This window comes from Enterobacter asburiae, assembly GCA_011754535.1.
GTDB classification, from domain to species: Bacteria; Pseudomonadota; Gammaproteobacteria; order Enterobacterales; family Enterobacteriaceae; genus Enterobacter; species Enterobacter cloacae_N.
Window position 1 is genome coordinate 3321540 of sequence record JAAQVN010000001.1, and the last position, 25593, is coordinate 3347132.

Annotated in this window: 17 protein-coding genes; 9 read left to right on the plus strand and 8 right to left on the minus strand. The window is 56.3% G+C overall.

Going from position 1 to position 25593, the window contains the following annotated elements; all coding sequences use genetic code 11:
• Positions 1 to 68 precede the first annotated feature (68 nt).
• The 4 genes from alkB to HBM95_15660 form a co-directional block, all read right to left on the minus strand.
• Positions 69 to 725: a DNA oxidative demethylase AlkB gene (alkB, locus tag HBM95_15645; protein NIH44360.1), complete on the minus strand. Its 657-nt coding sequence runs from the start codon at positions 723 to 725 to the stop codon at positions 69 to 71.
• Positions 725 to 1783, minus strand: a complete 1059-nt coding sequence (gene ada, locus HBM95_15650; protein NIH44361.1) for a bifunctional DNA-binding transcriptional regulator/O6-methylguanine-DNA methyltransferase Ada — start codon at positions 1781 to 1783, stop codon at positions 725 to 727. Before ada ends, alkB begins: the two co-directional genes overlap by 1 nt.
• Positions 1784 to 1855: 72 nt before the next feature.
• A complete protein-coding gene (apbE, locus tag HBM95_15655; GenBank protein NIH44362.1) occupies positions 1856 to 2911 on the minus strand; it encodes an FAD:protein FMN transferase ApbE in 1056 nt (351 codons plus the stop codon).
• A 114-nt stretch (positions 2912 to 3025) separates the two neighbouring features.
• The gene (locus HBM95_15660) at positions 3026 to 4138 is read right to left on the minus strand and encodes a porin OmpC (GenBank protein ID NIH44363.1); all 1113 of its coding nucleotides are present in this window, start codon (positions 4136 to 4138) and stop codon (positions 3026 to 3028) included.
• 744 nt (positions 4139 to 4882) lie between these two features.
• Between HBM95_15660 and rcsD the strand changes: the two genes are divergently transcribed.
• Complete coding sequence (gene rcsD / locus HBM95_15665) at positions 4883 to 7555, plus strand: phosphotransferase RcsD (protein ID NIH44364.1); 2673 nt, start codon at positions 4883 to 4885, stop codon at positions 7553 to 7555.
• A 16-nt stretch (positions 7556 to 7571) separates the two neighbouring features.
• Positions 7572 to 8222: a transcriptional regulator RcsB gene (rcsB, locus tag HBM95_15670; GenBank protein ID NIH44365.1), complete on the plus strand. Its 651-nt coding sequence runs from the start codon at positions 7572 to 7574 to the stop codon at positions 8220 to 8222.
• Between the two features lie 90 nt (positions 8223 to 8312).
• On the opposite strand, the gene rcsC is transcribed toward rcsB, so the two are convergent.
• Entirely contained in the window at positions 8313 to 11159 is a 2847-nt protein-coding gene (rcsC, locus tag HBM95_15675; protein NIH44366.1) for a two-component system sensor histidine kinase RcsC, read from the minus strand.
• A 134-nt stretch (positions 11160 to 11293) separates the two neighbouring features.
• Entirely contained in the window at positions 11294 to 13930 is a 2637-nt protein-coding gene (gene gyrA / locus HBM95_15680; protein ID NIH44367.1) for a DNA topoisomerase (ATP-hydrolyzing) subunit A, read from the minus strand.
• A 146-nt stretch (positions 13931 to 14076) separates the two neighbouring features.
• Here gyrA and ubiG point away from each other — a divergent pair, with 146 nt between their 5' ends.
• From ubiG to HBM95_15700, 4 genes are all read left to right on the plus strand, one after another.
• Entirely contained in the window at positions 14077 to 14805 is a 729-nt protein-coding gene (gene ubiG / locus HBM95_15685) for a bifunctional 2-polyprenyl-6-hydroxyphenol methylase/3-demethylubiquinol 3-O-methyltransferase UbiG (protein ID NIH44368.1), read from the plus strand.
• 347 nt (positions 14806 to 15152) lie between these two features.
• Positions 15153 to 17438 carry a ribonucleoside-diphosphate reductase subunit alpha gene (gene nrdA / locus HBM95_15690; protein NIH44369.1) on the plus strand — a complete coding sequence of 762 codons (2286 nt, stop codon included), beginning with the start codon at positions 15153 to 15155 and terminating at the stop codon, positions 17436 to 17438.
• Positions 17439 to 17487: 49 nt separating this feature from the next.
• Positions 17488 to 18618 (plus strand): ribonucleotide-diphosphate reductase subunit beta, encoded by a 1131-nt coding sequence (nrdB, locus tag HBM95_15695; protein ID NIH44370.1) that lies wholly within the window; start codon positions 17488 to 17490, stop codon positions 18616 to 18618.
• A complete protein-coding gene (locus HBM95_15700) occupies positions 18618 to 18872 on the plus strand; it encodes a 2Fe-2S ferredoxin-like protein (GenBank protein NIH44371.1) in 255 nt (84 codons plus the stop codon). Before nrdB ends, HBM95_15700 begins: the two co-directional genes overlap by 1 nt.
• 23 nt (positions 18873 to 18895) lie before the next feature.
• Here HBM95_15700 and glpQ read toward each other — a convergent pair whose 3' ends face one another.
• Entirely contained in the window at positions 18896 to 19948 is a 1053-nt protein-coding gene (gene glpQ / locus HBM95_15705) for a glycerophosphodiester phosphodiesterase (GenBank protein NIH44372.1), read from the minus strand.
• Between the two features lie 11 nt (positions 19949 to 19959).
• The gene (gene glpT / locus HBM95_15710; GenBank protein NIH44373.1) at positions 19960 to 21312 is read right to left on the minus strand and encodes a glycerol-3-phosphate transporter; all 1353 of its coding nucleotides are present in this window, start codon (positions 21310 to 21312) and stop codon (positions 19960 to 19962) included.
• Between the two features lie 250 nt (positions 21313 to 21562).
• Here glpT and glpA point away from each other — a divergent pair, with 250 nt between their 5' ends.
• From glpA to glpC, 3 genes are read left to right on the plus strand one after another with little or no spacing between them, the layout of a single operon-like run.
• Positions 21563 to 23191 (plus strand): anaerobic glycerol-3-phosphate dehydrogenase subunit A, encoded by a 1629-nt coding sequence (gene glpA, locus HBM95_15715; GenBank protein NIH44374.1) that lies wholly within the window; start codon positions 21563 to 21565, stop codon positions 23189 to 23191.
• Positions 23181 to 24398 carry a glycerol-3-phosphate dehydrogenase subunit GlpB gene (glpB, locus tag HBM95_15720; protein ID NIH44375.1) on the plus strand — a complete coding sequence of 406 codons (1218 nt, stop codon included), beginning with the start codon at positions 23181 to 23183 and terminating at the stop codon, positions 24396 to 24398. Before glpA ends, glpB begins: the two co-directional genes overlap by 11 nt.
• A complete protein-coding gene (gene glpC, locus HBM95_15725; GenBank protein ID NIH44376.1) occupies positions 24395 to 25585 on the plus strand; it encodes an anaerobic glycerol-3-phosphate dehydrogenase subunit C in 1191 nt (396 codons plus the stop codon). Before glpB ends, glpC begins: the two co-directional genes overlap by 4 nt.
• Positions 25586 to 25593: the final 8 nt, after the last annotated feature.

Genomic DNA, 25593 nt, shown 5'->3' on the forward strand with positions numbered 1-25593 from the left:
CAGGCAATCCGGACAATAAAAATCAGCCAGCAGTGTAAACTGCCCTGCGCGGACATCAAGAATAATTCTTATTTTTGTTTGCTAAACCCCGCCTGACGGAAAGTCAGATTATAGCGGTACTCGCCAGTAAGGGGATGAACACCGGGCTTCAGGGGCTGAATGCCGTGATAGTACAGCCGCGACTCCCTGCCCCACACCACCACGTCACCATGTTCCAGCATGATGCGCTTGAGCGGATCGTTGCGGCGTAGACCGCCAAACTGGAAGACGGCGGGCAGGCCCAGCGATACCGAGACGATAGGCGCACGCAGATCGGGTTCATCTTTGTCCTGATGCAGGGAGAGCTTCGCGCCGATGGCGTAGCGGTTGATCAGGCAGGCATCCGGCCGAAAGTCAGGATAATCCGCTGCAACGGCAGCTTCGTGGCAGAGAGTCTGAAAAACTGCTGGCATCGGCGGCCACGGCTGGCCGGTGGCGGGATCGTTGGGGGCATAGAGATAGCCCCGCGCGTTCGTGGCCCACCCCAGTTCCCCGCAGTTGGCCATGGCCACCGACATGGTGTAGCCGCCCGGCGTTACCATATGGCGAAACGGTGAAACGGCCGTCACCTCTTCTATGCCGGCAAGCAATGCATGTGCGCGGGAGAGTGCGAAGCGGCGCAGGATCGTCGCTCCCGGCGCAAGCGGCTCCTGCCAGGGTTCAGCATCCGCAAAAAGATCGAGCATTATCCCTCCCGGCGTTTTGCCTCACGTTTCAGTAATAGCGCTTTTCGCGCCGCCCCCCAGCGATAGCCCGACAGCGCGCCGTCGTTACGAACCACGCGATGACAGGGGATCACAATCGCCAGTCTGTTTGCCGCGCAGGCACCGGCGACGGCACGCACCGCATTGGGCTGGCCAATCGCCTGTGCCACCTGCTGATAGCTGGCCGTTTCCCCGCTGGGGATGTTCCGCAGAGCCTGCCATACCCGCTGCTGGAACGCGGTTCCGCGTATATCCAGCGGCAGGGCCAGCGGCACCGCGCGGTTATCAATACTGGCAATGACCTGACGGAGACGCTGAGCGAAGGCATCTTCACGTGGAGCAGGCTCAGCGTTTGGAAACAGCGTCGCCAGCTCTTGGGCTAATTCGGTATCGCTGTCGCCCAGCAGTATCGCGCAAATCCCCCGCTCGCTTTCAGCGACCAGACAGCGTCCTAATGAACAGTCGTCGATGGCGTACTGCACCGGTACCTCGCCTTTGCGGTACTGTTTCGCCGTCATTCCCAGCGCGTCGTTGGCTTTGCGGTAATAGCTGCTGCTGTCGGGAAAACCTGCCGCCAGCACGGCATCGGTAATTTTGTTTCCGTGCGCAAGCGCCGTGCGCAGACGCTGCCCCCGCGCCGCCTGCTGCCAGGCTTTTGGCGTCATCCCGGTAATGGATTTAAACAGCCGGTGGAAATGGAAAGGACTCATGGCGACCTGCTGCGCCAGACCTTCAAGCGTCAGCGCGGGATCCTGCTCCAGAAGGCGACAGGCATACTCCACTTTCGCCAGCTTCTGCTGCTGCGGATCGCGTTTGTCCGGCATACAGCGCTTGCACGGACGAAACCCTGCCTGAATGGCATGCTGGACATCAAGATAAAAGCAGACATTTTTACGCAGCGCGTGACGGGCACGGCAGGACGGGCGGCAGAAAATCCCCGTCGTCTGCACGGCAAAAACAAACCGATCGTCAGCGCGCGGATCGCGAGCCAGAACGGCCTGCCAGCGATCCTCATCGTTCATGTAGGTTGGATTTTTCATCATCAGCTCCTCTTACAAGCATACCTTTAGCGTGCCCGAGTGCCAGTGATAAAAAACCCGCAACCTTGCTTTTTAATTTTTGTCGCTCACCAGGAAGCTGTTGAACTGCGGCGAGCTCCAGGTTTTGAATCCGTCGCCTTCTTTAGTGATCATGTAAACTGCAAGCCCTTCCTGACGAACCACCTCTTTAGCTTTTTCCGGGCCGAGAACCATCAGGCCGGTATCCCAGGCATCGGCTTCCAGCGCAGTCGGTGCAATCACGGTCACCGAGACCAGGTTATGCGTGATGGGACGTCCGGTCTGAGGGTCAATCACGTGCGAAATACGCTTCCCGTCGAGTTCGTAATAGTTACGGTAGCTCCCGGAAGTGCTGATGCCGTGTCCGTTGATATCCACAATGGCCTGTACGGCGTTTTGCCGATCGGTCGGTTTTTGAATCGCCACGCGCCACGGTTTACCGCTGGCGTTCATGCCCCGGCTAACTAACGCGCCGCCCACGGAGACCAGGTAGCGCGAAATCCCTTCCTGCATCATCAGCGCGGCAAGGTGATCCGCCGCGTAGCCTTCCCCTACCGTCGACAGATCGACAAACAGATCGGGAATATCCTTTTGCAGATACTGCTGACCGTACTGGTTGATGACCGTCAGATGCTGTAGCCCTGTCCGGGCGCGGGCATCATCAATAGCCGCATTGTCCGGCGTGGTCACCGGCTGTTTGTTGGGACCAAATCCCCAGAGATTCACCAGGGGACCGACGGTGACGTCCATCGCGCCGTTGGTTTTATATCCCACGCGCATCGATTCAGTGACGATATCGGCCATCGCTTCGCTCACCGGCCACAGGGAGGTACTGGTGGAGAGATTGAAGCGCATCAGCGCCGAGTCATTTTTATAGGTTGAGAGCAGCTGATCGTCGGCATCCAGCTGAGACTGGATTTTGCCGCGAAGTTCATCAGCGCGCGTTTTGTCCAGGCCCATCACGCTGACGCGCCAGAAGGTGCCCATCGTTTTGCCTTCAAGCACCGTCGCGGCGGGTGCATCGGTTTTCGCCACGGGCGCGGGTTCATCACACGCGGTCAGGAAAAAAAGCATAGCCAGAAAGCTGGCGCGTAAAAAAGTCATGTCCATTCATTATTATCCTCATGCCAGGGCGGCAAGAGTACACCAAAACGGTTGCATTGTGAGGCCAAAAAAAGCACAAAAAAGGGGCCATCAGGCCCCTTAAGTCACACGATGACGCGATTAGAACTGGTAAACCAGACCCAGCGCGACGATATCATCAGTACCGATGCCGGCCTGACGGGTGAACTCATTTTCATCAACCAGGTTGATTTTGTAATCCACGTAGGTGGACATGTTTTTGTTGAAGTAGTAAGTCGCACCTACATCAACATATTTCAGCAGATCCTGATCGCCGTAACCTTCGATGTCTTTACCTTTGGACTGCAGGTAAGCCACGGATGGACGCAGGCCGAAGTCGAACTGGTACTGAGCAACCACTTCGAAGTTCTGCGCTTTGTTAGCAAAGCCGTAAGCGGTAGTCGGGCTGTCGCCGTTAGAGGTACCGAAGCGGGTTGCATTGTAGGTCTGAGAGTACTGCGCTGCCAGGTAGATGTTGTTGGCATCGTATTTCAGGCCGCCAGAATAGACTTCTGCGTGATCGCCGTTACCGTAAACGCCCGGTGCGTTCTGGTCAGCGGTACGTTTGGAGGAGGACATTGCACCCCCGACGCTGAAGCCTTCGCCCAGGTTATAGGTTACAGATGCACCGTAGCCGTCGCCGTTCTGGTTCAGCAGGCTACGTCCACCGACGTTTTCACCGCTTACGCTGCCGTTTTTACCCTGGTACTGCAGCGCAAAGTTCAGGCCGTCAACCAGACCGAAGAAGTCCTGGTTACGGTAAGTTGCCACGCCGTTTGCACGAGACTGCAGGAAGTTGTCTGCGCCGTAGGTATCGCCGCCAAATTCTGGCAGAACGTCAGTCCAGGAAGTTACGTCGTAGATCACGCCGTAGTTACGACCGTAATCGAAAGAACCCGCTTCAGCGAATTTCAGACCGGCAAACGCCACACGCGTCCAGGACTGGTTGTCGCTTTCCGTCGTGTTACCCTGGATCTGGTATTCCCACTGGCCATAACCGGTCAGCTGATCGTTAACCTGAGTTTCGCCTTTGAAGCCAAGACGCATGTAGGTCTTGTCGCCGTCGGCACTCTTATCGTCAGAGAAATAGTGCAGACCATCAACTTTGCCGTACAGATCTAATTTGTTGCCATCTTTGTTATAAATTTCGGCCGCATTTGCTGCGCCTGCTACCAGCAGTGCTGGTACCAGGAGGGACAGTACTTTAACTTTCATTTTATTAACCCTCTGTTATATGCCTTATAATTGCCACTGCTTACTGGTTAACCCTCATTAACCAGTCGGCAATTTCATTCTCCGCAAAATTACAGAATAATCCAATGCGAATATGATACGAAAACTTTGAAGATGTTTCATTTATCTATCAACATGTTTCAAAATGTAAATGAAAAGGAACTTTTACAAAGCACAAAAAGCTTAAAAATTTAGCACTTATAATCAAAAAGAAAAATCAACCCAAACAAATCAATAAGTTAAAATAAAAAACGTTACCGCACTGAATGACAAAACAAGATCGACTCCAATCTCTAAAATAACTCTCGCTATCATCATTAACTTTATTTATTACCGTCATTCAGCTTTGAATGTCTGTTTATCCCTAATTCAACCGGATGCTTCGCATTCGGTTTTTTTTTACCCTTCTTTACGTAACTTTTCTTTTTTTTGTGCTACCGCAGCGAAATTGTAACGACTATTAACTAAATTCTCGCCCACCTCCGCGCAGAATGCGAAAATTTGAACAAAACTTAATTTCTTGTTAATTCGTGCTATTTAATGCGCGAAAGCATTTTGTATTTGTACACGCATCATCGGCTTGTACACATTTAACACACACTTCATCTCCTGTACGGGCCATCGAAAAAGTCGCCTGTTCCAGGACAGTGGCGCTGGAAATTCAGTTATTACCCTTTATACTGCCCTATCGCCACAGAGCACGACCATCACGGGTTAAAGATATCAATGAGTCAGACTGAAACTACCGCCCCGAGCAAATTCTCCCTCCTTCCCGGGAGCATCACCCGTTTCTTTCTTCTTTTGATCGTTGTGCTGTTAGTCACAATGGGCGTGATGGTGCAGAGCGCGGTTAACGCCTGGCTGAAGGATAAGAGCTATCAGGTGGTTGATATTACTCATGCCGTTCACAAGCGCATTGATACCTGGCGCTACGCCACCTGGCAGATTTACGACAACATTGCCGCGGCGCCTGCCAGTTCGTCCGGGGATGGACTTCAGGAAACGCGGCTGAAGCAGGACGTCTACTACCTCGAAAAACCGCAGCGTAAGACTGAAGCGCTTATCTTTGGCTCTCACGACAGCGCGACCCTTGAGATGACGCAGCGTATTTCGACCTATCTGGATACCCTCTGGGGCGCCGAAACGGTACCGTGGTCGATGTACTATCTGAACGGTCAGGATAACAGCATGATCCTGATCTCGACGCTGCCGTTGAAAGATCTCTCTTCCGGATTTAAAGAGACGACGGTCGGCAGCATTGTCGACTCCCGCCGGGCAGAAATGCTGCAGCAGGCCAACGCCCTTGATGAACGTGAGAGCTTCTCATCGCTGCGCCGGCTGGCATGGCAGAATGGTCACTATTTTACCCTGCGTACCACCTTTAACCAGCCGGGACATCTGGCGACAGTCGTGGCCTTTGATTTACCCATTAATGATTTGATCCCGCCGGATATGCCGCTCGACAGCTTCCGTCTGGAGCCCGACAGCAGCACCCAGAACATGCGTGCGGCGTCTGACAAAGAGGCCGCAGAGAGCGTCACAATCTCCTTTAACGGCTCGAAAATTGAAATTGCCTCGTCGCTGAACTCAACAGGCATGCGTCTGGTGTGGCAGGTACCGTTTGGCACGCTGCTGCTCGACACCCTGCAAAATATTCTGCTACCTCTGCTGCTGAATATCGGCCTGCTGGCGCTGGCGCTGTTCGGCTACAGTACCTTCCGCTTCCAGCCTGGGCGCCAGAGCGACGCGTCTGCGGTCTCGGCGGGCAATACCAATGAGCTACGCGTGTTGCGCGCGCTCAATGAAGAGATTGTTTCCGTGCTGCCGCTTGGGGTGTTAGTTCACGATCAGGAAGCGAATCGCACGGTAATGAGCAATAAAATTGCCGACCATCTGCTGCCGCACCTTAACCTGCAGAACATCACCACCATGGCGGATCAGCACCAGGGAGTCATTCAGGCCACCATTAACAATGAACTGTACGAGATCCGTCAGTTCCGCAGCCAGGTAGCCCCGCGCACGCAAATCTTCATCATCCGCGATCAGGATCGCGAAGTGCTGGTGAATAAAAAGCTCAAGCAGGCGCAAAGGCTGTATGAGAAGAACCAGCAGGGGCGCGCAGCATTTATGCAGAACATTGGCGATGCCTTCAAGCAGCCGTTAAAAACGCTGGCGACCCAGGCGGCGGCGTTAAACACGTCTGAAAGCCACCAGCTCGCCTGCCAGGCCGACTCGCTGGTCCGCATGGTGGATGAGATCCAGCTGGCGAACATGCTGGAGAATGATTTCTGGAAAGGCACCCCTTCTCTCTTCTCCATTCAGGATCTGATCGATGAAGTGGTTCCGGAAGTCCTGCCCGTCATTAAGCGCAAAGGGCTGCAGCTACTGATCAACAACCATTTACCCGCCAATGACGAACGTCACGGCGACCGCGAGGCGCTGCGTCGTATTCTGCTGATGATTATTCAGTACGCCGTGACCACCACGCAGATTGGCAAGATAACCCTTGAAGTGAGCACCGACGAGTCGGCGGAAGATCGCCTGACGTTCCGTATCCTGGACACCGGGGAAGGCGTCACGGCGAGTGAAATTGATAATCTGCACTTCCCGTTCCTGAATGACACGCAAAGCGATCATTACGGCAAGGCTAACGCCCTGACCTTCTGGCTGTGCGATCAACTGGCGCGTAAGCTCGGCGGCCATCTGAATATCAAAGCCCGTGAATCACTGGGTACGCGTTACTCTCTGCACGTGAAAATGGCCGCCAATCCGCAGGAAGAAGATGAAGAACGCCTGCTGGATGATGTCGTGGTGATGGTGGATGTGACCTCAAACGAGATCCGCAATATTGTGGTTCGTCAGCTCGAAAACTGGGGCGCGGCCTGCATCACGCCGGATGAAAGGCTGGCAAGTCAAGAATTTGATCTGTTTTTAACTGATAATCCGTCTAATCTTACTGCCTCGGGCTTGCTTTTAAGCGATGATGAGTCAGGCGTGCGGAAAATCGGCCCTGGCCAGCTGCGCGTCAACTTTAATATAAGCAATGCGATGCAGGAAGCTGTACTACAACTAATAGAAGAGCAGTTGGCGCAGGAAGAGATAACGGAATCCCCGTTAGGCGGCAATGAAAATGCCGAGCTTCACGCCAGCGGATACTATTCCCTCTTTGTTGATACAGTACCAGATGATGTGAAGCGGTTGTATACTGAGTCCGCTGCGAATGATTTTGCAGCGCTGGCACAGACAGCACACCGGCTTAAAGGGGTGTTTGCCATGCTTAATCTGGTTCCCGGCAAGCAGTTATGTGAAACGCTGGAACATCTAATTCGTGAGAAAGATGCCTCTGGCATTGAAAAATACATCAGCGACATTGACGCCTACGTCAAAAGCTTGCTGTAGCAAGGTAGCCTTATACATGAACAATATGAACGTAATTATTGCCGATGACCATCCGATTGTACTGTTCGGTATTCGCAAATCACTTGAACAGATCGAGTGGGTGAATGTAGTCGGTGAATTTGAAGACTCTACAGCACTGATCAATAACCTCCCAAAGCTTGATGCACACGTGCTCATTACCGATCTCTCCATGCCTGGGGACAAATACGGAGATGGGATCACGCTCATCAAATATATTAAACGTCACTTCCCGGACATCTCGATCATTGTTCTGACCATGAACAACAACCCGGCGATCCTGAGCGCCGTGCTGGATCTGGACATCGAAGGGATTGTGCTGAAACAAGGCGCCCCGACCGATCTGCCAAAAGCGCTCGCTGCGCTGCAGAAAGGCAAGAAGTTCACGCCTGAGAGCGTCTCTCGTCTGCTGGAAAAAATCAGCGCGGGTGGCTACGGTGACAAACGCCTGTCGCCGAAAGAGAGTGAGGTTCTGCGCCTGTTCGCTGAAGGTTTCCTGGTGACCGAGATTGCCAAGAAGCTGAACCGCAGCATTAAAACCATCAGTAGCCAGAAGAAATCCGCAATGATGAAGCTGGGCGTGGACAACGATATTGCCCTGCTGAACTATCTCTCCTCCGTTACGCTGAGCGCATCGGATAAGGATTGATCCCTGACGGGTGTGCGGCCTGATGCCCTCACCCCAGCCCTCTCCCACAGGGAGAGGGTGAAAAACGTAAAAGGCCCTTGCGGGCCTTTTTTATATTCTGGTTTTTCTCACGCGATCCGCGTAAATCGACAACGTCTGCTTCAGCACGTCCAGCGTGACCGGTTTCGACAGGCAGCTGTCCATGCCGGACTCCAGACAGCGCTGCTTCTCTTCCGCCAGCGCGTTCGCCGTTACGCCCACCACCGGCAGCGTCAGGCCAAGCTGTCGGATGCGCTGCGTCAGCCGGTAGCCGTCCATGTTAGGCATGTTGACGTCGCTCAGCACGATATCAATATGATTTTTACTCAGTACATTCAGCGCATCCACGCCGTCATTGGCGGTTTTGCACTGGTAGCCCAGCGATCCAAGCTGGTCAGCCAGCAGACGACGGTTAATCGGATGGTCATCCACCACAAGAATCATCATATCGTCATTCACTGACGCCAGACCTTCCGGTGACGGCAGCGCGCCTGCACCGTCGTTCTCTTCCAGCTTGACTTTGTAGATACGGGCCAGCAGGCTCAACAGCTCATGCGGCGTTGCGACGCTGTGAACCCATTCCCCCGGCGCCCGTTCAACTGGTATGCCAATGTGGCGGCGGCAGAAGAGCACCGTTCCTCTCCCCTGCCACGGCTGTTCAGGCATCTCGTCGGTGATGAGCAGATCGTCCACGTCCGGCATCTGGCCTTCATAGCGGCAGACCCTCACGCCACTATGGGTGAGCAGCGCCGTCAGATAGTCATTCAGCGAGGCATTATTGACCGCCAGCCAGCAGCGCTTGTCGCTCAGCCCGTCAACTGCGGCTTTTGCCGGATACTGCGCCGAATAGAGCGGAATGCGGATGGTGAACTGGCTGCCCATGCCGGGCTCGGTATCCACGGAAATGTCACCGTCCATCATGCTGACGAGCTTCTCGCAAATCGCCAGCCCCAGACCGGTGCCCTGGAAGTTACGCTGCACGCCGGTGCCGACCTGGAAGAACGGGTCGAACAGACGTACCACCTCCTTGGCCGGAATACCCACCCCCGTGTCGCGCACGCGGATGCTCAGGTAATCCCCTGCCCTGCAAACGTGTAGCACTATGCAGCTGATATCGGTGAATTTGATGGCGTTGCTGAGCAGGTTAGAGATGACCTGCTGCAGACGCATCGGATCGCCGTGCAGCGTCAGCGGCACATCCGGTTCGATAAAGCAGTAGAGCCCCAGCTGTTTACGCACCACCAGTGGCAGATAGTTGGCGCTGATGTGGTTCATGACCTCACGCGGCGAAAACTCGCGCGGCTCGATTTTCAGCTGCTCAGACTCAATTTTAGAGAAGTCGAGAATATCGCTGATGATCTTCAGCAGCAGGCTGGAGGAGTTGTTCATCGCCGTTACCAGCCGGTCGACGCCTTTCGGCAACTCTTTCGTCTGCAGCAGATCGAGGTTACCGATAATCCCGTACAGCGGCGTACGCAGCTCGTGGCTTACGGTAGCCAGGAACATGGATTTCGACTGGCTGGCCTGCTCCGCGGCCTGCGCCATCTCCTGCAGCGACTCTTCCATCTTCACGCGCGCGGAGACATCCACCAGCACGCAAATCGCTACGTTTTCATTGCGATAGCGGGAATGGACAAAGCTTATCTGCAGGTTGGTGTGGGTGCTGGTGAGCACATCGACAAAGTTCACCTGCTGCCCGCAGATGATCTGCGTCAGCCTTTGCCGGTCCTCGTGCGTCAGCATATTCAGGTAGTTGTGCGCCAGCTCGTTACTCAGAATGTTGGTCCCGTCCTGGGTACGCAGAATACAGATCCCCACCGGCGCCGAAGCGACAATTTTGCGGTTGAACTGCTCGTGCTCCTCCAGACGCTGTGCGTCACTTTCGGCGGGAATAAAGATTCTACGCTCATACATGCGCGCCAGCGTGAACAGCGCGCCCCCCACCAGCAGGTTCAGCAGAATCGCATTCATAATAAGAATACGTATCCGCTCGAGCACCATATCCACCGGCAGCGAGTAGACAATGCTCAGCGAAGATGGCGGCAGGCTTTTTTTCAGCACCAGCTCGCGGAAGCCGGAGGTGTAGCCAAACCATGAGCGTTCCTGCATCCAGTGCGGATCGACGTTCAAACTCTTATCCGGCCCGGCGAGTGAGATCAGCTGATGCCCATTTTCATCCAGAATAGTCACGCCCATTGGCAGGCTGCCCGGCGTGAAGAAGTTTTCCATGCGAATGGTCTGCTCAATCCCCAGCAGCGCCTGCAGGCGATTGCCCAGATAAACCGGCGTCAGCGCGTAGAAATAGCCCACGCCCATACGCGGCCCCTGGCTAATCCAGAAGATGTTGTTCCCGCGCTCGTCCTGCGGGGCATTGCGATATTTGACAATACGCTCGTGCAGGCTTTTCAGCGCATCATCGCGCTCGACGGGCACATCGCGCAGGCCAAAGTCAGCCATGCAGAGATTTTCGCTGCCAATCAGGAATACGCGGTTGAGATCGTAGGCGGCGGAGAAGTTATCGCGCCAGTAGCGCATAAACCAGGCGAGGGATTCCAGCGACCCGCGCCAGGTATTGCTCATAGTGGAGCAATCGGAGTCCGGGAACAGCGGCTGGAAGTCCGGCACTTCGGTTTTGTCATTGCGCCCGCGAAGGGCAAGGATACCGTTTTCCGCCGTCAGTCGATTTTCGGCAATATACTTCAGCTCCTTCATCACGTCCGATGTTCGCTGAATGTAGCGCTGGGCCTGATCGGAGCTTAAATTAAACTCCTGGCGAATCTCTGCTTCTTTCTGATGCAGCGCATTGACGATGTAAAACACCGACAGCAAGACCACCAGCAGCCAAAGCAGGAGCGCCAGCGCCCGGAACAGATAGCGAGAAACTTTCAGCGTGGTACGAAAGGAGACGAGGTATTTCAAAGGGGCGAGGCTCCGCCGTCGGGGTCAAAAGAATGTGGTTAAGGTAGCGGTAAACGCGGCTTGTCGCAACGTTCACGTATCTGCAACTGCAAAAGAAAAGGGCCGGAATCCGGCCCTTTATGCGTCATGAGACGTTACTCGTCAGCGTCATCCGCTGCGTCATCGTCGGTCTCCGCTTCCGGTGCGATTTCGTCATCACCTTCCGCGACGCTGCCGTCAATAGAGTCGAGCTCTTCGTCGTCCACCGGCTCAGCAACGCGCTGCAGACCCACTACGTTTTCATCTTCCGCCGTACGGATAAGGATAACGCCCTGGGTGTTACGGCCCACCACGCTGATCTCGGACACGCGGGTACGCACCAGCGTACCGGCATCGGTGATCATCATGATCTGGTCGGCATCGTCCACCTGCACCGCGCCTACAACGGACCCGTTGCGTTCGGTGACCTTGATGGAAATAACGCCCTGCGTGCCGCGTGACTTGGTCGGATATTCGCTTTCCGCCGTACGTTTACCGTAGCCGTTCTGGGTGACGGTCAGGATTGCGCCTTCGCCACGTGGAACGATCAGGGAAACAACGGAATCTTCACCCGCCAGTTTGATACCGCGTACACCGGTCGCCGTACGACCCATTGCACGCACGGCATTCTCTTTGAAGCGCACCACTTTACCGGCCGCAGAGAACAGCATCACTTCATCAGAACCGGAGGTCAGATCCACACCGATCAGCTCGTCGCCTTCGTTCAGGTTCACCGCAATAATACCGGCAGAACGTGGACGGCTGAATTCGGTCAGCGCGGTTTTCTTCACGGTACCGCTGGCGGTCGCCATAAAGACGTTCACGCCCTCTTCGTACTCGCGTACCGGCAGAATAGCGGTGATACGTTCGTTCGCTTCCAGCGGCAGCAGGTTGACGATTGGACGACCACGCGCACCACGGCTCGCTTCCGGCAGCTGATAGACCTTCATCCAGTACAGACGGCCACGGCTGGAGAAGCAGAGGATCGTGTCGTGGGTGTTGGCCACCAGCAGGCGGTCAATAAAGTCTTCTTCTTTAATACGTGCCGCAGATTTGCCCTTACCGCCACGACGCTGTGCTTCGTAGTCGGTCAGCGGCTGATACTTCACATAGCCCTGGTGAGACAGGGTGACCACCACGTCTTCGCGGTTGATCAGATCTTCAATGTTGATATCAGAGCTGTTCGCGGTGATTTCGGTGCGGCGCTCGTCGCCGAACTGATCGCGGACCAGCTCCAGCTCTTCGCGGATCACTTCCATCAGGCGCTCGGCGCTACCCAGGATGTGCAGCAGCTCAGCAATTTGCTCCAGCAGCTCTTTGTACTCGTCGAGCAGTTTTTCGTGCTCAAGGCCGGTCAGCTTCTGCAGGCGTAGATCCAGAATCGCCTGGGCCTGCTGTTCAGTCAGGTAGTACTGACCGTCACGCACGCCGAATTCAGGCTCCAGCCACTCAGGACGCGCGGCGTCATCGCCCGCACGTTCCAGCATCGCCGCCACGTTACCCAAATCCCACGGACGCGCAACCAGCGACGCTTTCGCTTCAGCCGGGGTTGGCGCACGACGGATCAGTTCGATGATCGGGTCGATGTTGGCCAGCGCAACCGCCAGCGCTTCAAGGATGTGTGCACGGTCGCGCGCTTTGCGCAGCTCGAAGATGGTACGACGGGTCACCACTTCGCGGCGGTGACGCACGAACGCGCTCAGGATCTCTTTCAGGTTCATGATCTTCGGCTGACCATGGTGCAGCGCAACCATGTTAATACCGAAGGAGACCTGAAGCTGAGTCTGGGAGTAGAGGTTATTCAGCACAACCTCACCCACCGCGTCGCGCTTGATTTCAATCACGATGCGCATACCGTCTTTGTCAGACTCGTCACGCAGCGCGCTGATGCCTTCAACGCGTTTCTCTTTTACCAGCTCGGCGATTTTTTCAATCAGACGCGCTTTGTTCACCTGATACGGGATCTCGTGAACAATGATGGTTTCACGGCCGGTTTTCGCGTCCGCTTCCACTTCAGCGCGGGCACGGATGTAAATCTTGCCGCGGCCGGTGCGGTACGCTTCTTCAATGCCGCGACGACCGTTAATGATCGCCGCCGTCGGGAAGTCCGGGCCCGGGATGTGTTCCATCAGCCCTTCAATGCTGATGTCTTCATCGTCGATATAGGCCAGGCAGCCGTTGATCACTTCCGTGATGTTGTGTGGCGGAATGTTGGTTGCCATACCGACGGCGATACCGGACGAGCCGTTCACCAGCAGGTTAGGGATCTTCGTTGGCATAACGTCAGGAATTTTTTCCGTGCCGTCGTAGTTATCAACGAAATCAACCGTCTCTTTTTCCAGGTCGGCCATCAGCTCATGGGCAATCTTCGCCAGACGGATTTCCGTATAACGCATTGCCGCGGCGGAGTCGCCGTCGATAGAACCAAAGTTACCCTGACCATCTACCAGCATGTAACGCAGCGAGAATGGCTGCGCCATACGGACGATAGTGTCGTACACCGCGGAATCACCATGAGGATGGTATTTACCGATTACGTCACCAACGACACGGGCAGATTTTTTGTAGGCTTTATTCCAGTCATTGCCCAATACGTTCATGGCGTATAGTACGCGACGGTGTACCGGCTTCAGGCCATCGCGGACGTCCGGCAGCGCACGGCCAACAATGACCGACATCGCATAGTCCAGATAGGAGCTCTTCAGCTCTTCCTCGATGTTAACCGGTGTAATTTCTCTCGCAAGGTCGCTCATCTAACCGCTATCCCTCTACTGTATCCCGGATTCAAAGGTCGCAAATTATAACACAGCCGCGGTGATACAGGTAAACCTATACGCTTTATTCACAGGGATTGCCTGATATACTCCCTTGTCTTGCTAAATAAGGAGTAAAAGCGCCCATGAATGCCGAAAAATCCCCGGTGGCACAAAACGTTGACCACGAAGAGATTGCCAAATTTGAAGCGGTGGCGTCCCGCTGGTGGGATCTCGAAGGTGAGTTCAAACCGCTGCATCGCATTAACCCGCTGCGTCTGGGCTATATCGCGGAGCGTTCCGGCGGTCTGTTCGGTAAGAAAGTGCTCGACGTCGGCTGCGGCGGCGGCATCCTGGCGGAGAGCATGGCGCGCGAAGGGGCCACCGTCACCGGCCTGGACATGGGCTTTGAGCCGCTGCAGGTTGCCCGTCTTCATGCGCTGGAGTCCGGTATACAGGTGGAATATGTGCAGGAAACTGTGGAAGCGCACGCGGCCAAACATGCCCACCAGTACGATGTGGTGACCTGCATGGAGATGCTGGAGCACGTTCCGGATCCGCAGTCCGTGGTAAACGCCTGTGCAAAACTGGTGAAACCGGGCGGCCAGGTCTTTTTCTCGACCATCAACCGCAACGGCAAAGCCTGGCTGATGGCCGTTGTCGGCGCGGAGTATGTGCTGCGCATGGTGCCGAAAGGCACGCACGACGTGAAGAAATTCATCAAGCCGGCCGAGCTGTTAAGCTGGGTTGACCAGACGTGGCTCAAAGAGCAGCACATCACCGGCCTGCACTACAATCCGCTGACCGATAAATTCAAGCTCGCACCGGGCGTGGATGTTAACTATATGTTGCACACAACCGCCAAAAACGACTAACGTCATTCGTTATTCTTATAAAGATTGCGCGACATCATGTTGCGCAATTCTGACCTCCCGTTGAAGAAATCAGCACTCGATCAAATTTTGAATTTTTTTTCTTAATTATTGACATGTCTTCCAGGCCTTACGGTACGAGGACTTACGCTTTTTTACCCTTTCACAACCTCAATTTAACGTCAAAATCAACCCTTGTGCTGAAAAGATTCGATACTAGAATACTCACCATATAGCGTTTTTCTTATCGCAAACCCCCTATATGTAGTATTTATCCACAGAGTTAGTCACAAGACGGATCTGTGGATAAGCGGGGGATATTTTTTATTTCACGGACAGGTAAAACCCACATGAATCAGAGTCTGCTGGTGACAAAGCGCGACGGTACTACCGAGCGTATCAATCTGGACAAAATCCATCGAGTTCTCGACTGGGCAGCAGAAGGACTGAACAACGTATCTATATCCCAGGTTGAACTGCGTTCCCACATTCAGTTCTACGACGGCATTAAAACGTCTGATATCCACGAAACGATCATTAAAGCAGCGGCAGACCTCATCTCCCGCGAAGCGCCGGATTATCAGTACCTCGCTGCACGTCTGGCGATTTTCCACCTGCGTAAAAAAGCTTACGGCCAGTTCGAGCCGCCGAAGCTTTACGATCACGTGGTGAAAATGGTCGAGCTGGGCAAATACGACACGCATCTGCTGGAAGACTATACGGAAGAAGAGTTCGAGCAGATGAACGGGTTTATCGATCACTGGCGCGACATGAACTTCTCCTACGCGGCGGTGAAGCAGCTCGAAGGCAAATACCTGGTTCAGAACCGTGTGACCGGCGAGATCTACGAAAGCGCCCAGTTCCTCTATATTCTGGTAGCCGCCTGCCTGTTCTCAAACTACCCGCGTGAGACCCGTCTGGACTACGTGAAGCGTTTCTACGATGCGGTATCCACGTTCAAGATTTCTCTGCCAACGCCAATCATGTCTGGCGTGCGCACCCCTACCCGTCAGTTCAGCTCCTGCGTGCTGATCGAGTGTGGTGACAGCCTGGATTCCATCAACGCCACCTCCAGCGCCATCGTGAAATACGTCTCCCAGCGTGCCGGTATCGGCATCAACGCCGGTCGCATTCGCGCGCTGGGCAGCCCGATTCGCGGCGGTGAAGCGTTCCACACCGGCTGTATCCCGTTCTACAAGCACTTCCAGACGGCGGTAAAATCCTGCTCTCAGGGCGGCGTGCGCGGCGGAGCAGCAACCCTGTTCTACCCAATGTGGCACCTGGAAGTGGAAAGCCTGCTGGTACTGAAAAACAACCGCGGTGTGGAAGGCAACCGCGTGCGTCACATGGACTACGGCGTGCAGATCAACAAGCTGATGTACACCCGCCTGCTGAAAGGCGAAGACATCACCCTGTTCAGCCCGTCCGACGTCCCGGGCCTGTACGATGCGTTCTTCGCCGATCAGGACGAGTTCGAGCGTCTGTACACCAAATATGAAAAAGACGACAGCATCCGCAAACAGCGCCTGAAGGCGGTAGACCTGTTCTCCCTGATGATGCAGGAACGTGCCTCTACCGGCCGTATCTACATCCAGAACGTTGACCACTGCAATACCCACAGCCCGTTTGATCCGGTGGTAGCGCCAGTGCGCCAGTCTAACCTGTGCCTGGAGATCGCCCTGCCGACCAAACCGCTGGAAGACGTGAACGACGAAAATGGCGAAATCGCCCTGTGTACGCTGTCCGCGTTCAACCTGGGCGCGATTAACAGCCTGGACGAGCTGGAAGAGCTGGCCGTGCTGGCGGTTCGCGCGCTGGATGCCCTGTTGGACTACCAGGATTACCCAATCCCGGCCGCTAAACGCGGTGCGATGGGTCGTCGTACCCTGGGTATCGGCGTGATCAACTTCGCCTACTGGCTGGCGAAAAACGGCAAACGTTACTCCGACGGCAGCGCCAACAACCTGACGCACCAGACGTTCGAAGCGATTCAGTACTACCTGATGAAAGCCTCTAACGAGCTGGCGAAAGAGCAAGGCGCGTGCCCGTGGTTCAACGAAACCACCTACGCAAAAGGCATTCTGCCGATCGACACCTACAAGAAAGACCTGGATGCGATTGTCAGCGAGCCGCTGCACCTCGACTGGGAAGGCCTGCGCGAATCCATCAAAACGCACGGCCTGCGTAACTCCACGCTCTCTGCCCTGATGCCGTCCGAGACCTCTTCGCAGATCTCCAACGCCACCAACGGTATTGAGCCGCCGCGCGGTCACGTCAGCATTAAAGCGTCGAAAGACGGCGTGCTGCGTCAGGTGGTGCCGGATTACGAAACGCTGGGCAACAACTACGAGCTGCTGTGGGAGATGCCAAACAACGACGGCTACCTGCAGCTGGTGGGTATCATGCAGAAGTTTATCGACCAGTCGATCTCTGCCAACACCAACTACGACCCGACGCGCTTCCCGTCCGGCAAGGTGCCGATGCAGCAGCTGTTGAAAGACCTGTTGACCGCCTATAAATTCGGCGTGAAAACCCTGTACTATCACAACACCCGTGACGGTGCAGAAGACGCCCAGGATGACCTGGTACCGTCAATTCAGGACGATGGCTGCGAAAGCGGCGCATGTAAGATCTAATGAAGGGCGGGGATATCCCCGCCTTTATTTCGTAAGACAGGACACACTCATGGCATATACCACCTTTTCACAGACGAAAAACGACCAGCTCAAAGAGCCGATGTTCTTCGGCCAGCCGGTCAACGTGGCACGCTACGATCAGCAAAAATATGACATCTTCGAAAAGCTGATTGAAAAGCAACTCTCCTTCTTCTGGCGCCCGGAAGAAGTGGACGTTTCCCGCGACCGTATTGATTACCAGTCGCTGCCGGATCACGAAAAACATATCTTCATCAGCAACCTGAAGTACCAGACACTGCTGGACTCCATTCAGGGTCGTAGCCCGAACGTGGCGTTGCTGCCGCTGATCTCCATTCCCGAGCTGGAAACCTGGGTGGAAACCTGGGCGTTTTCCGAGACGATCCACTCCCGCTCTTACACCCACATCATCCGCAACATCGTGAACGATCCGGCGGTGGTGTTTGACGATATCGTCACCAACGAGCAGATCCAGAAGCGCGCGGAAGGCATTGCCCACTACTACGACGAACTGATCGAGATGACCAGCTACTGGCATCTGCTGGGTGAAGGCACCCACAGCGTGAACGGTAAAACCATTACCGTGAACCTGCGCGCGCTGAAAAAGCAGCTGTACCTGTGCCTGATGAGCGTCAACGCGCTGGAAGCGATCCGCTTCTACGTGAGCTTCGCCTGCTCCTTCGCCTTTGCCGAGCGCAAGCTGATGGAAGGCAACGCCAAAATCATCCGTCTCATTGCCCGTGATGAAGCCCTGCACCTGACCGGCACCCAGCACATGCTGAACCTCCTGCGCAGCGGTACGGACGACCCGGAGATGGCGGAAATCGCCGAAGAGTGCAAGCAGGAGTGCTATGACCTGTTCGTGCTGGCGGCCCAGCAGGAGAAAGAGTGGGCAGACTACCTGTTCCGCGACGGCTCCATGATTGGCCTGAACAAAGACATCCTGTGCCAGTACGTTGAGTACATCACCAACATCCGCATGCAGGCGGTTGGGCTGGATCTGCCGTTCCAGACGCGCTCTAACCCTATCCCGTGGATCAACACCTGGCTGGTGTCCGATAACGTGCAGGTCGCGCCGCAGGAAGTGGAAGTGAGCTCTTATCTGGTCGGTCAGATTGATTCTGAAGTCAACACCGACGACCTGAGTGATTTCCAGCTCTGATGAGCCGCGTAACGCTGAGCCTTTCTGGCACCGAAGTGCTGTGCCAGGAAGAGCATCCTTCCCTGCTGGTGGCGCTTGAAGCGCATCAGGTGGAGGTAGAGTACCAGTGTCGTGAAGGCTATTGCGGTTCCTGCCGCTGCCGTCTGGTCGCAGGCCAGGTAGACTGGCTGACCGAGCCGCTGGCCTTTATCAGTGAAGGAGAAATTTTGCCCTGCTGCTGCCGGGCAAAAGGCGATATTGAGATCGAGATGTAAAAAAGGGCCTTACGGCCCTTTTTCTATTTTAAGAACGTCACCGCTTTATCCGGGAAATCCGTAAACAGTCCGTCCACGTCCGCCTGCTTATACAACACCTCATAGAGCTGATTCACATCCGTGGCGTACGGCGGCAGCTGGTCTGCACGCACCGTGTACGGATGCACCTGCATCTTGCTGGCGTGCGCCTCTTTCACCATCGCCGTCAGCTTCACGTGGCCCGGCGTTGAGCCTTCCGCCACCAGCATATGGTAATCCGGACCGATGCCATCGGCGTACTGGGCAATCTGCTTCATTGCGCCCGGCTTGAACATCCAGTCGTAGCTGTAGTTCACCCACTTCCCGTCCGGCTGCTTCTCCTGGGTTTCGTTCCAGTCGGTGTAGGCAATCAGCTGTACCAGATTGAGATCCATCCCCATCTTCGGCTCCAGCTCGGTTTTGATGCGCTTCAGCTCGGCGGCGTCAAAACATTGCAGGTAAACTTTGTCCTTCTTGCTGGTGTAGCCGTACTGTTTCAGCACCTCCAGCGTCTTCGCGGCAATGTCTTTTCCTTCCTGATGATGGAACCACGGCGCTTTGATTTCCGGGTAGATGCCGATATTTTTACCGGTGGAGTGGTTCAGCCCCTGAACAAACTCAATCTCTTCCTGGAAGGTATGAATTCGGAAGTCGGATTTGCCCATCGGGAAACGCCCCGGATAGACCTGCACCTTCTTGCCGTTTTCAATCTCGAAGCCTTCGGTAAACTTCAGGGAGCGGATCTCCGCCAGGGTGAAATCGATGGCGTAGAAACGGCCATCCTTGCGGGCGCGGTCCGGGAAACGTTCCGCCACGTCCGTCACGCGGTCAAGATAGTGGTCATGCAGGACGACCAGCTGGTCGTCCTTGGTCATCACCAGATCCTGCTCCAGGTAATCCGCACCCTGCGCATAGGCCATCGCTTTCGCCGGCAGCGTATGCTCCGGCAAATAGCCGCTGGCACCGCGGTGGGCGATAACAATTTTATCGGCCGCCAGCGCAGAGCCTGTCATCAGGCCTGCCAGCAGCAGACCGGTTGCTAGTTGAGTTAATTTCATCGCAATGCTCCTTATTGACGACGCGCCAGCACTTCCGCGTGGTGACGTTTCTCGCCGATCATCACAATAACCAGCAGCAGAACCGCCAGCACGCTACCGCCGATCATCACCATAAAGCCGCCGTCCCAGCCGAAGAAGTCAACGGTATAGCCCACAATGGCGCTCGCCGCGACCGAGCCACCCAGATAACCAAACAGACCGGTAAAACCTGCCGCCGTGCCCGCCGCTTTTTTCGGCGCCAGCTCCAGCGCGTGCAGGCCGATCAGCATCACCGGGCCGTAAATCAGGAAGCCGATAACGATCATACAGGCCATATCCACGCCCGGATTACCCGGTGGGTTAAGCCAGTACACCACGGTGGCGATGGTCACGAGGGTCATAAAGAACACGCCCGTCGCGCCGCGGTTGCCTTTAAACACTTTGTCCGACATCCAGCCGCAAATCAGCGTGCCCGGGATCCCGGCATATTCATACAGGAAGTAGGCCCAGGAGGATTTATCCAGCGCGAAGTGCTTCACCTCTTTCAGGTAGGTCGGAGACCAGTCCAGAATGCCGTAGCGCAGCAGGTATACGAACACGTTCGCCACCGCGATGTACCACAGCAGCTTGTTCGGCAGCACGTACTTCATGAAGATCTGTTTCGCGGTCAGCTCTTCTTCGTGCTTCTCGCTGTAATCGTCCGGATAGTCATTTTTGTACTCTTCAATCGGCGGTAGCCCGCAGGACTGCGGCGTATCGCGCATCAGGGCGAAGGCAATAATCGCCACCAGAATGGCGCCAAAGGCAGGCATATAAAGCGCGGCGTGCCAGTCGTTGAACCAGGCCATCCCCAGCAGGAACAGCAGAGGTGGAAGCCCGCCCCCGACGTTATGCGCGCAGTTCCACACCGATACAATGCCGCCACGCTCTTTCTGCGACCACCAGTGGACCATGGTACGTCCGCACGGCGGCCACCCCATCCCCTGGAACCAGCCGCAGATGAACAGCAGGACAAACATAATGGCAATGCTGGACGTCGCCCACGGCACAAAGCCCATGAACAGCATGACCGCTGCCGCCAGGATCAGACCGGCGGGCAGGAACACGCGCGGATTCGAGCGATCCGACACGGAACCCATGATGAATTTAGAAAAACCGTAGGCGATAGAGATCCCCGACAGCGCGAATCCCAGATCGCCGCGTGAAAAGCCCTGCTCCACCAGATACGGCATGGCGAGCGCAAAGTTTTTACGTACAAGGTAGTACGCCGCGTACCCGAAGAAGATCCCCAGGAAAATTTGCCAACGCAGACGACGGTATAGCGGATCAATTTCTGCCTCTGGCAGACGCGCCCGGTGTGGCGCAGGTTTGAAGATACTGAGCATAACAGCCTCCGTGGCCTTTCAAAAAATGACCAGGCATCTCGTGCCCGGTTACAGAGGCGGGGATGTTAAAAAAACATGCGGTTTGTTACTGTGAATCAACGCACAGATTGTTACAGAAATATGACAGAATGCGCAAAAAAGCGCATGAAATCACGTTTCAGTTTCGAATTTCGCGCGTTTATGTTCGAAATCAAACAAACCACACGATCTATGTGGCTAAATGCTAAAAAACGAACATAGAGGAAAGGCAATGACAATTCACGATCCACGCTACAGCGATGTGATTATCATTGGCGGTGGCGCAACCGGCGCCGGCATCGCACGCGATTGCGCCCTTCGCGGCTTAAGCGTCACGCTACTGGAGCGCCACGATATTGCCACGGGCGCAACCGGACGAAACCACGGCCTGCTCCACAGCGGCGCGCGGTATGCGGTTACCGACGGTGAATCCGCGCGCGAATGTATCGCTGAAAACCAGATCCTCAAGCGCATCGCCCGCCACTGCATTGAGCCGACCGACGGCCTCTTTATTACGCTTCCCGAAGATGACCTCGCCTTTCAGTCAACCTTTATAACCGCCTGCACTGCAGCGGGTATTCAGGCCGAGGCCGTCGACCCGGCGCTGGCGCGGCGGCTGGAGCCGTCGGTGAACCCGGCGCTTATCGGCGCGGTGAAAGTGCCTGACGGCACCGTCGATCCGTTCCGCCTGACCGCCGCCAACATGCTGGATGCCCGCGAGCATGGCGCGCAGATTCTGACCGGACATAAAGTGACCGGGCTTATTCGCGAGGGGCATCGCATCTGCGGCGTGCGGGTGTTTGATACGCAGTACAACGAGCACAGCGAGCTGTATGCCGCCGTGGTTGTCAACGCGGCGGGGATTTGGGGCCAGCGCATTGCGGAGTATGCCGACCTGTCGGTGCGCATGTTCCCGGCGAAAGGCTCGCTGCTGATCCTCGACCACCGCATCAATAACCACGTGATCAACCGCTGCCGCAAGCCGTCTGACGCCGATATCCTCGTGCCAGGCGACACCATTTCGTTAATCGGCACGACCTCCACCCACGTGGACTACAGCGAGATTGACTACAACCGCGTGACCGCCGAAGAGGTCGACATCCTGCTGCGCGAAGGAGAAAAACTGGCCCCGGTGATGGCGCAGACGCGTATTCTCCGCGCCTACGCGGGCGTGCGTCCCCTTGTCGCCAGCGACAACGATCCAAGCGGACGGAACGTCAGCCGGGGCATCGTGCTGCTCGATCACGCCGAGCGCGACGGCATGGACGGTTTTATCACCATCACCGGCGGCAAGCTCATGACCTACCGCCTGATGGCGGAGTGGGCAACCAATGCCGTCTGCCGCAAGCTCGGCAATACCGAGCCGTGCGTCACGGCAGAACAGCTTCTACCGGGATCGCGCCAGTCTACCGAAAAAACGCTGCAAAAAATCATCTCCCTGCCGGCGCCGCTGCGCGGTTCGGCCATCTACCGCCACGGCGACAGAACGCCACAGTGGCTCGGTGAAGGAAGATTGAGCCGCAGTCTGGTGTGCGAGTGCGAAGCCGTTACCGCAGGCGAAGTGCAGTACGCGGTAGAGAACCTGACGGTCAACAGCCTGCTCGATCTCCGCCGCCGCACCCGCGTCGGAATGGGCACCTGCCAGGGCGAGCTGTGCGCCTGCCGTGCGGCCGGGCTGCTGCAGCGTTTTCATACCACCACCGCCACCCAGTCGCTCGATCAGCTCAGCGCGTTTTTGAACGAGCGCTGGAAAGGCATTCAGCCCGTCGCCTGGGGGGATGCCCTGCGCGAAAGCGAATTTACCCGCTGGGTCTACCAGGGGCTTTGCGGCCTGGAGAAGGAGCAACATGATGAAATTTGATACCGTGATTGTCGGCGGCGGGCTGGCAGGCTTGCTTTGCGGCATCAAACTCACGAAGCAGGGGCTGCGCTGCGCCATTATCACCCGCGGCCAGAGCGCCCTGCACTTCTCGTCGGGCTCGCTGGATCTGCTGGACGAAGCGTACCGCGATAAGCTGCCGCCGGAGCACCCCTATCACCTGATTGGCGCGCAGCATATTGACCGCCTGGCGCTGGAAGCCGAAGCGCTGCTGGCGGACAGCGGCGCGCGTCTGAAGGGGAGCGCCAGGCAAAACCATCTGCGCGTTACGCCGCTCGGCACCCTGCGCTCCGCGTGGCTCAGCCCGGAGGAGGTTCCCGTTGCCCCCGTCAGCGCGGGACGAGTGCGGGTGGTGGGTATTAGCGGCTTTCTGGATTTTCAGCCCCATCTCGCGGCGGCATCGCTCTGTCGCCAGGGCGTTAACGCCGACACGGCAGAAATAGAGCTGCCCGAGCTTGATGTCCTGCGCGACAACCCGAGCGAGTTTCGCGCGGTGAATATCGCCCGTTTTCTGGATAACGAGGACAAATGGCCGCTGCTGTATGACGCGCTCAGACCACTCGGCGAAACCTGCGATGCTCTGTTAATGCCCGCCTGCTTTGGTTTAAACGACAACCGCCTGTGGCGCTGGCTGTCGGACCGTCTGCCCTGCACGCTCGGCCTACTGCCCACGCTGCCCCCTTCCGTACCCGGCATTCGCCTGCACACCCAGCTTCAGCGCCAGTTTGTGGCGCAGGGCGGCGTGTGGATGGCGGGTGACGAGGTGAAAAAAATCACCCTGACCGACGGTGCGGTGAGCGAAATCTGGACGCGCAACCACGATGATATCCCCCTTCGTGCCCGCTATACGGTGCTGGCGAGCGGCAGCTTCTTCAGCAACGGGCTGCTGAGCAGCCGGGAGGGCATCCGGGAAGCCATCATGGGGCTGGATGTTCGGCAGATCGCCTCCCGCGCGGACTGGTATCAGAGTGATTTCTTCACGCCACAGCCCTGGCAGCAGTTTGGCGTGATTGTCGATAACCGGCTGCACCCGCAGCTTTCCGGTAAGCCCGTCAGCAATCTCTTTGCCATCGGCTCGCTCCTGGGCGGGTACGATCCCATCGCTCAGGGATGCGGTGGCGGGGTCTGCGCCGTCACGGCGCTGTATGTGGCCGAGCAGATTCGCCAGCGCGTGGAGGCTGAACAATGAACGACACCCGTTTTGAAAGCTGCATTAAATGCACGGTGTGTACCACCGTCTGCCCGGTCAGCGGCGTGAATCCGCGCTACCCTGGACCAAAGCAGGCCGGGCCGGACGGTGAACGCCTGCGCCTGAAGGACGGCAAGCTGTACGACGAGGCACTGAAATACTGCATCAACTGTAAACGCTGCGAAGTGGCCTGCCCGTCGGACGTGAAAATCGGCGATATCATCCAGCGCGCCCGGGCGCGCTACAGCACGCAAAAGCCGTCGCTTCGCGATGCCATTCTGAGCCATACCGATCTGATGGGCAGCGTCTCAACGCCTTTTGCCCCGCTGGTGAATGCCGCGACATCGCTCAAACCGGTGCGCCAGTTGCTGGATGCCACGCTCAGGATTGACCATCACCGAAGCCTGCCGAAATATTCTCACGGCACCTTCCGCCGCTGGTACAAATCCGTTGCGGCGGAACAGGCGCAGTACGCCGACCTGGTGGCTTTTTTCCACGGCTGCTATGTGAATTACAACCACCCGCAGCTGGGTAAAGACCTGCTGAAGGTGCTTAACGCCATGGGAACCGGCGTACAGCTCCTCAGCAAGGAGAAGTGCTGCGGCGTCCCGCTGATTGCCAACGGGTTCATCGATAAAGCGCGCAAGCAGGCCAAAAGCAATGTCACCTCCCTGCGTGAAGCCATCGTCGACAAAGGCATGCCGGTGTTGGCGACCTCGTCCACCTGTACCTTCACCCTGCGCGATGAGTATCCGCACCTGCTGGACGTGGATAACGCCGGACTGCGCGAGCACATCGAGCTGGCGACGCGCTTCCTGTGGCGCAAGCTGGACGGCGGGCAGACGTTGCCGCTGGGGACATTGCCACTGAAAGTGGTCTATCACACGCCGTGTCATATGGAGAAAATGGGCTGGTCGCTCTATACGCTTGAGCTGCTGCGGCTTATTCCAGGCCTGGAGCTGACGGTGCTGGATTCGCGCTGCTGCGGCATCGCGGGAACCTACGGCTTTAAGCGTGAAAACTACGAAACCTCGCAGGCGATTGGCGCCCCGCTGTTCCGCCAGATTGAAGAGAGCGGCGCGGATATCGTGGTGACGGACTGCGAAACCTGTAAATGGCAAATTGAGATGTCCACCAGCAAGCGCTGCGAACATCCGATTAGCCTGCTGGCGAAAGCGCTGGGCTGAACGTAGCC

What these genes read in the sequence shown, in the direction of transcription:
- glpQ (NIH44372.1), bottom strand. Translation starts at nt 19,948, where the DNA reads ATGAAATTAACTCAACTAGCAACCGGTCTGCTGCTGGCAGGCCTGATG.
- nrdA (NIH44369.1), top strand. Translation starts at nt 15,153, where the DNA reads ATGAATCAGAGTCTGCTGGTGACAAAGCGCGACGGTACTACCGAGCGT.
- rcsB (NIH44365.1), top strand. Translation starts at nt 7,572, where the DNA reads ATGAACAATATGAACGTAATTATTGCCGATGACCATCCGATTGTACTG.
- rcsD (NIH44364.1), top strand. Translation starts at nt 4,883, where the DNA reads ATGAGTCAGACTGAAACTACCGCCCCGAGCAAATTCTCCCTCCTTCCC.
- HBM95_15700 (NIH44371.1), top strand. Translation starts at nt 18,618, where the DNA reads ATGAGCCGCGTAACGCTGAGCCTTTCTGGCACCGAAGTGCTGTGCCAG.
- glpT (NIH44373.1), bottom strand. Translation starts at nt 21,312, where the DNA reads ATGCTCAGTATCTTCAAACCTGCGCCACACCGGGCGCGTCTGCCAGAG.
- ubiG (NIH44368.1), top strand. Translation starts at nt 14,077, where the DNA reads ATGAATGCCGAAAAATCCCCGGTGGCACAAAACGTTGACCACGAAGAG.
- glpC (NIH44376.1), top strand. Translation starts at nt 24,395, where the DNA reads ATGAACGACACCCGTTTTGAAAGCTGCATTAAATGCACGGTGTGTACC.
- nrdB (NIH44370.1), top strand. Translation starts at nt 17,488, where the DNA reads ATGGCATATACCACCTTTTCACAGACGAAAAACGACCAGCTCAAAGAG.
- glpA (NIH44374.1), top strand. Translation starts at nt 21,563, where the DNA reads ATGACAATTCACGATCCACGCTACAGCGATGTGATTATCATTGGCGGT.
- alkB (NIH44360.1), bottom strand. Translation starts at nt 725, where the DNA reads ATGCTCGATCTTTTTGCGGATGCTGAACCCTGGCAGGAGCCGCTTGCG.
- HBM95_15660 (NIH44363.1), bottom strand. Translation starts at nt 4,138, where the DNA reads ATGAAAGTTAAAGTACTGTCCCTCCTGGTACCAGCACTGCTGGTAGCA.
- apbE (NIH44362.1), bottom strand. Translation starts at nt 2,911, where the DNA reads ATGGACATGACTTTTTTACGCGCCAGCTTTCTGGCTATGCTTTTTTTC.
- glpB (NIH44375.1), top strand. Translation starts at nt 23,181, where the DNA reads ATGAAATTTGATACCGTGATTGTCGGCGGCGGGCTGGCAGGCTTGCTT.
- gyrA (NIH44367.1), bottom strand. Translation starts at nt 13,930, where the DNA reads ATGAGCGACCTTGCGAGAGAAATTACACCGGTTAACATCGAGGAAGAG.
- ada (NIH44361.1), bottom strand. Translation starts at nt 1,783, where the DNA reads ATGAAAAATCCAACCTACATGAACGATGAGGATCGCTGGCAGGCCGTT.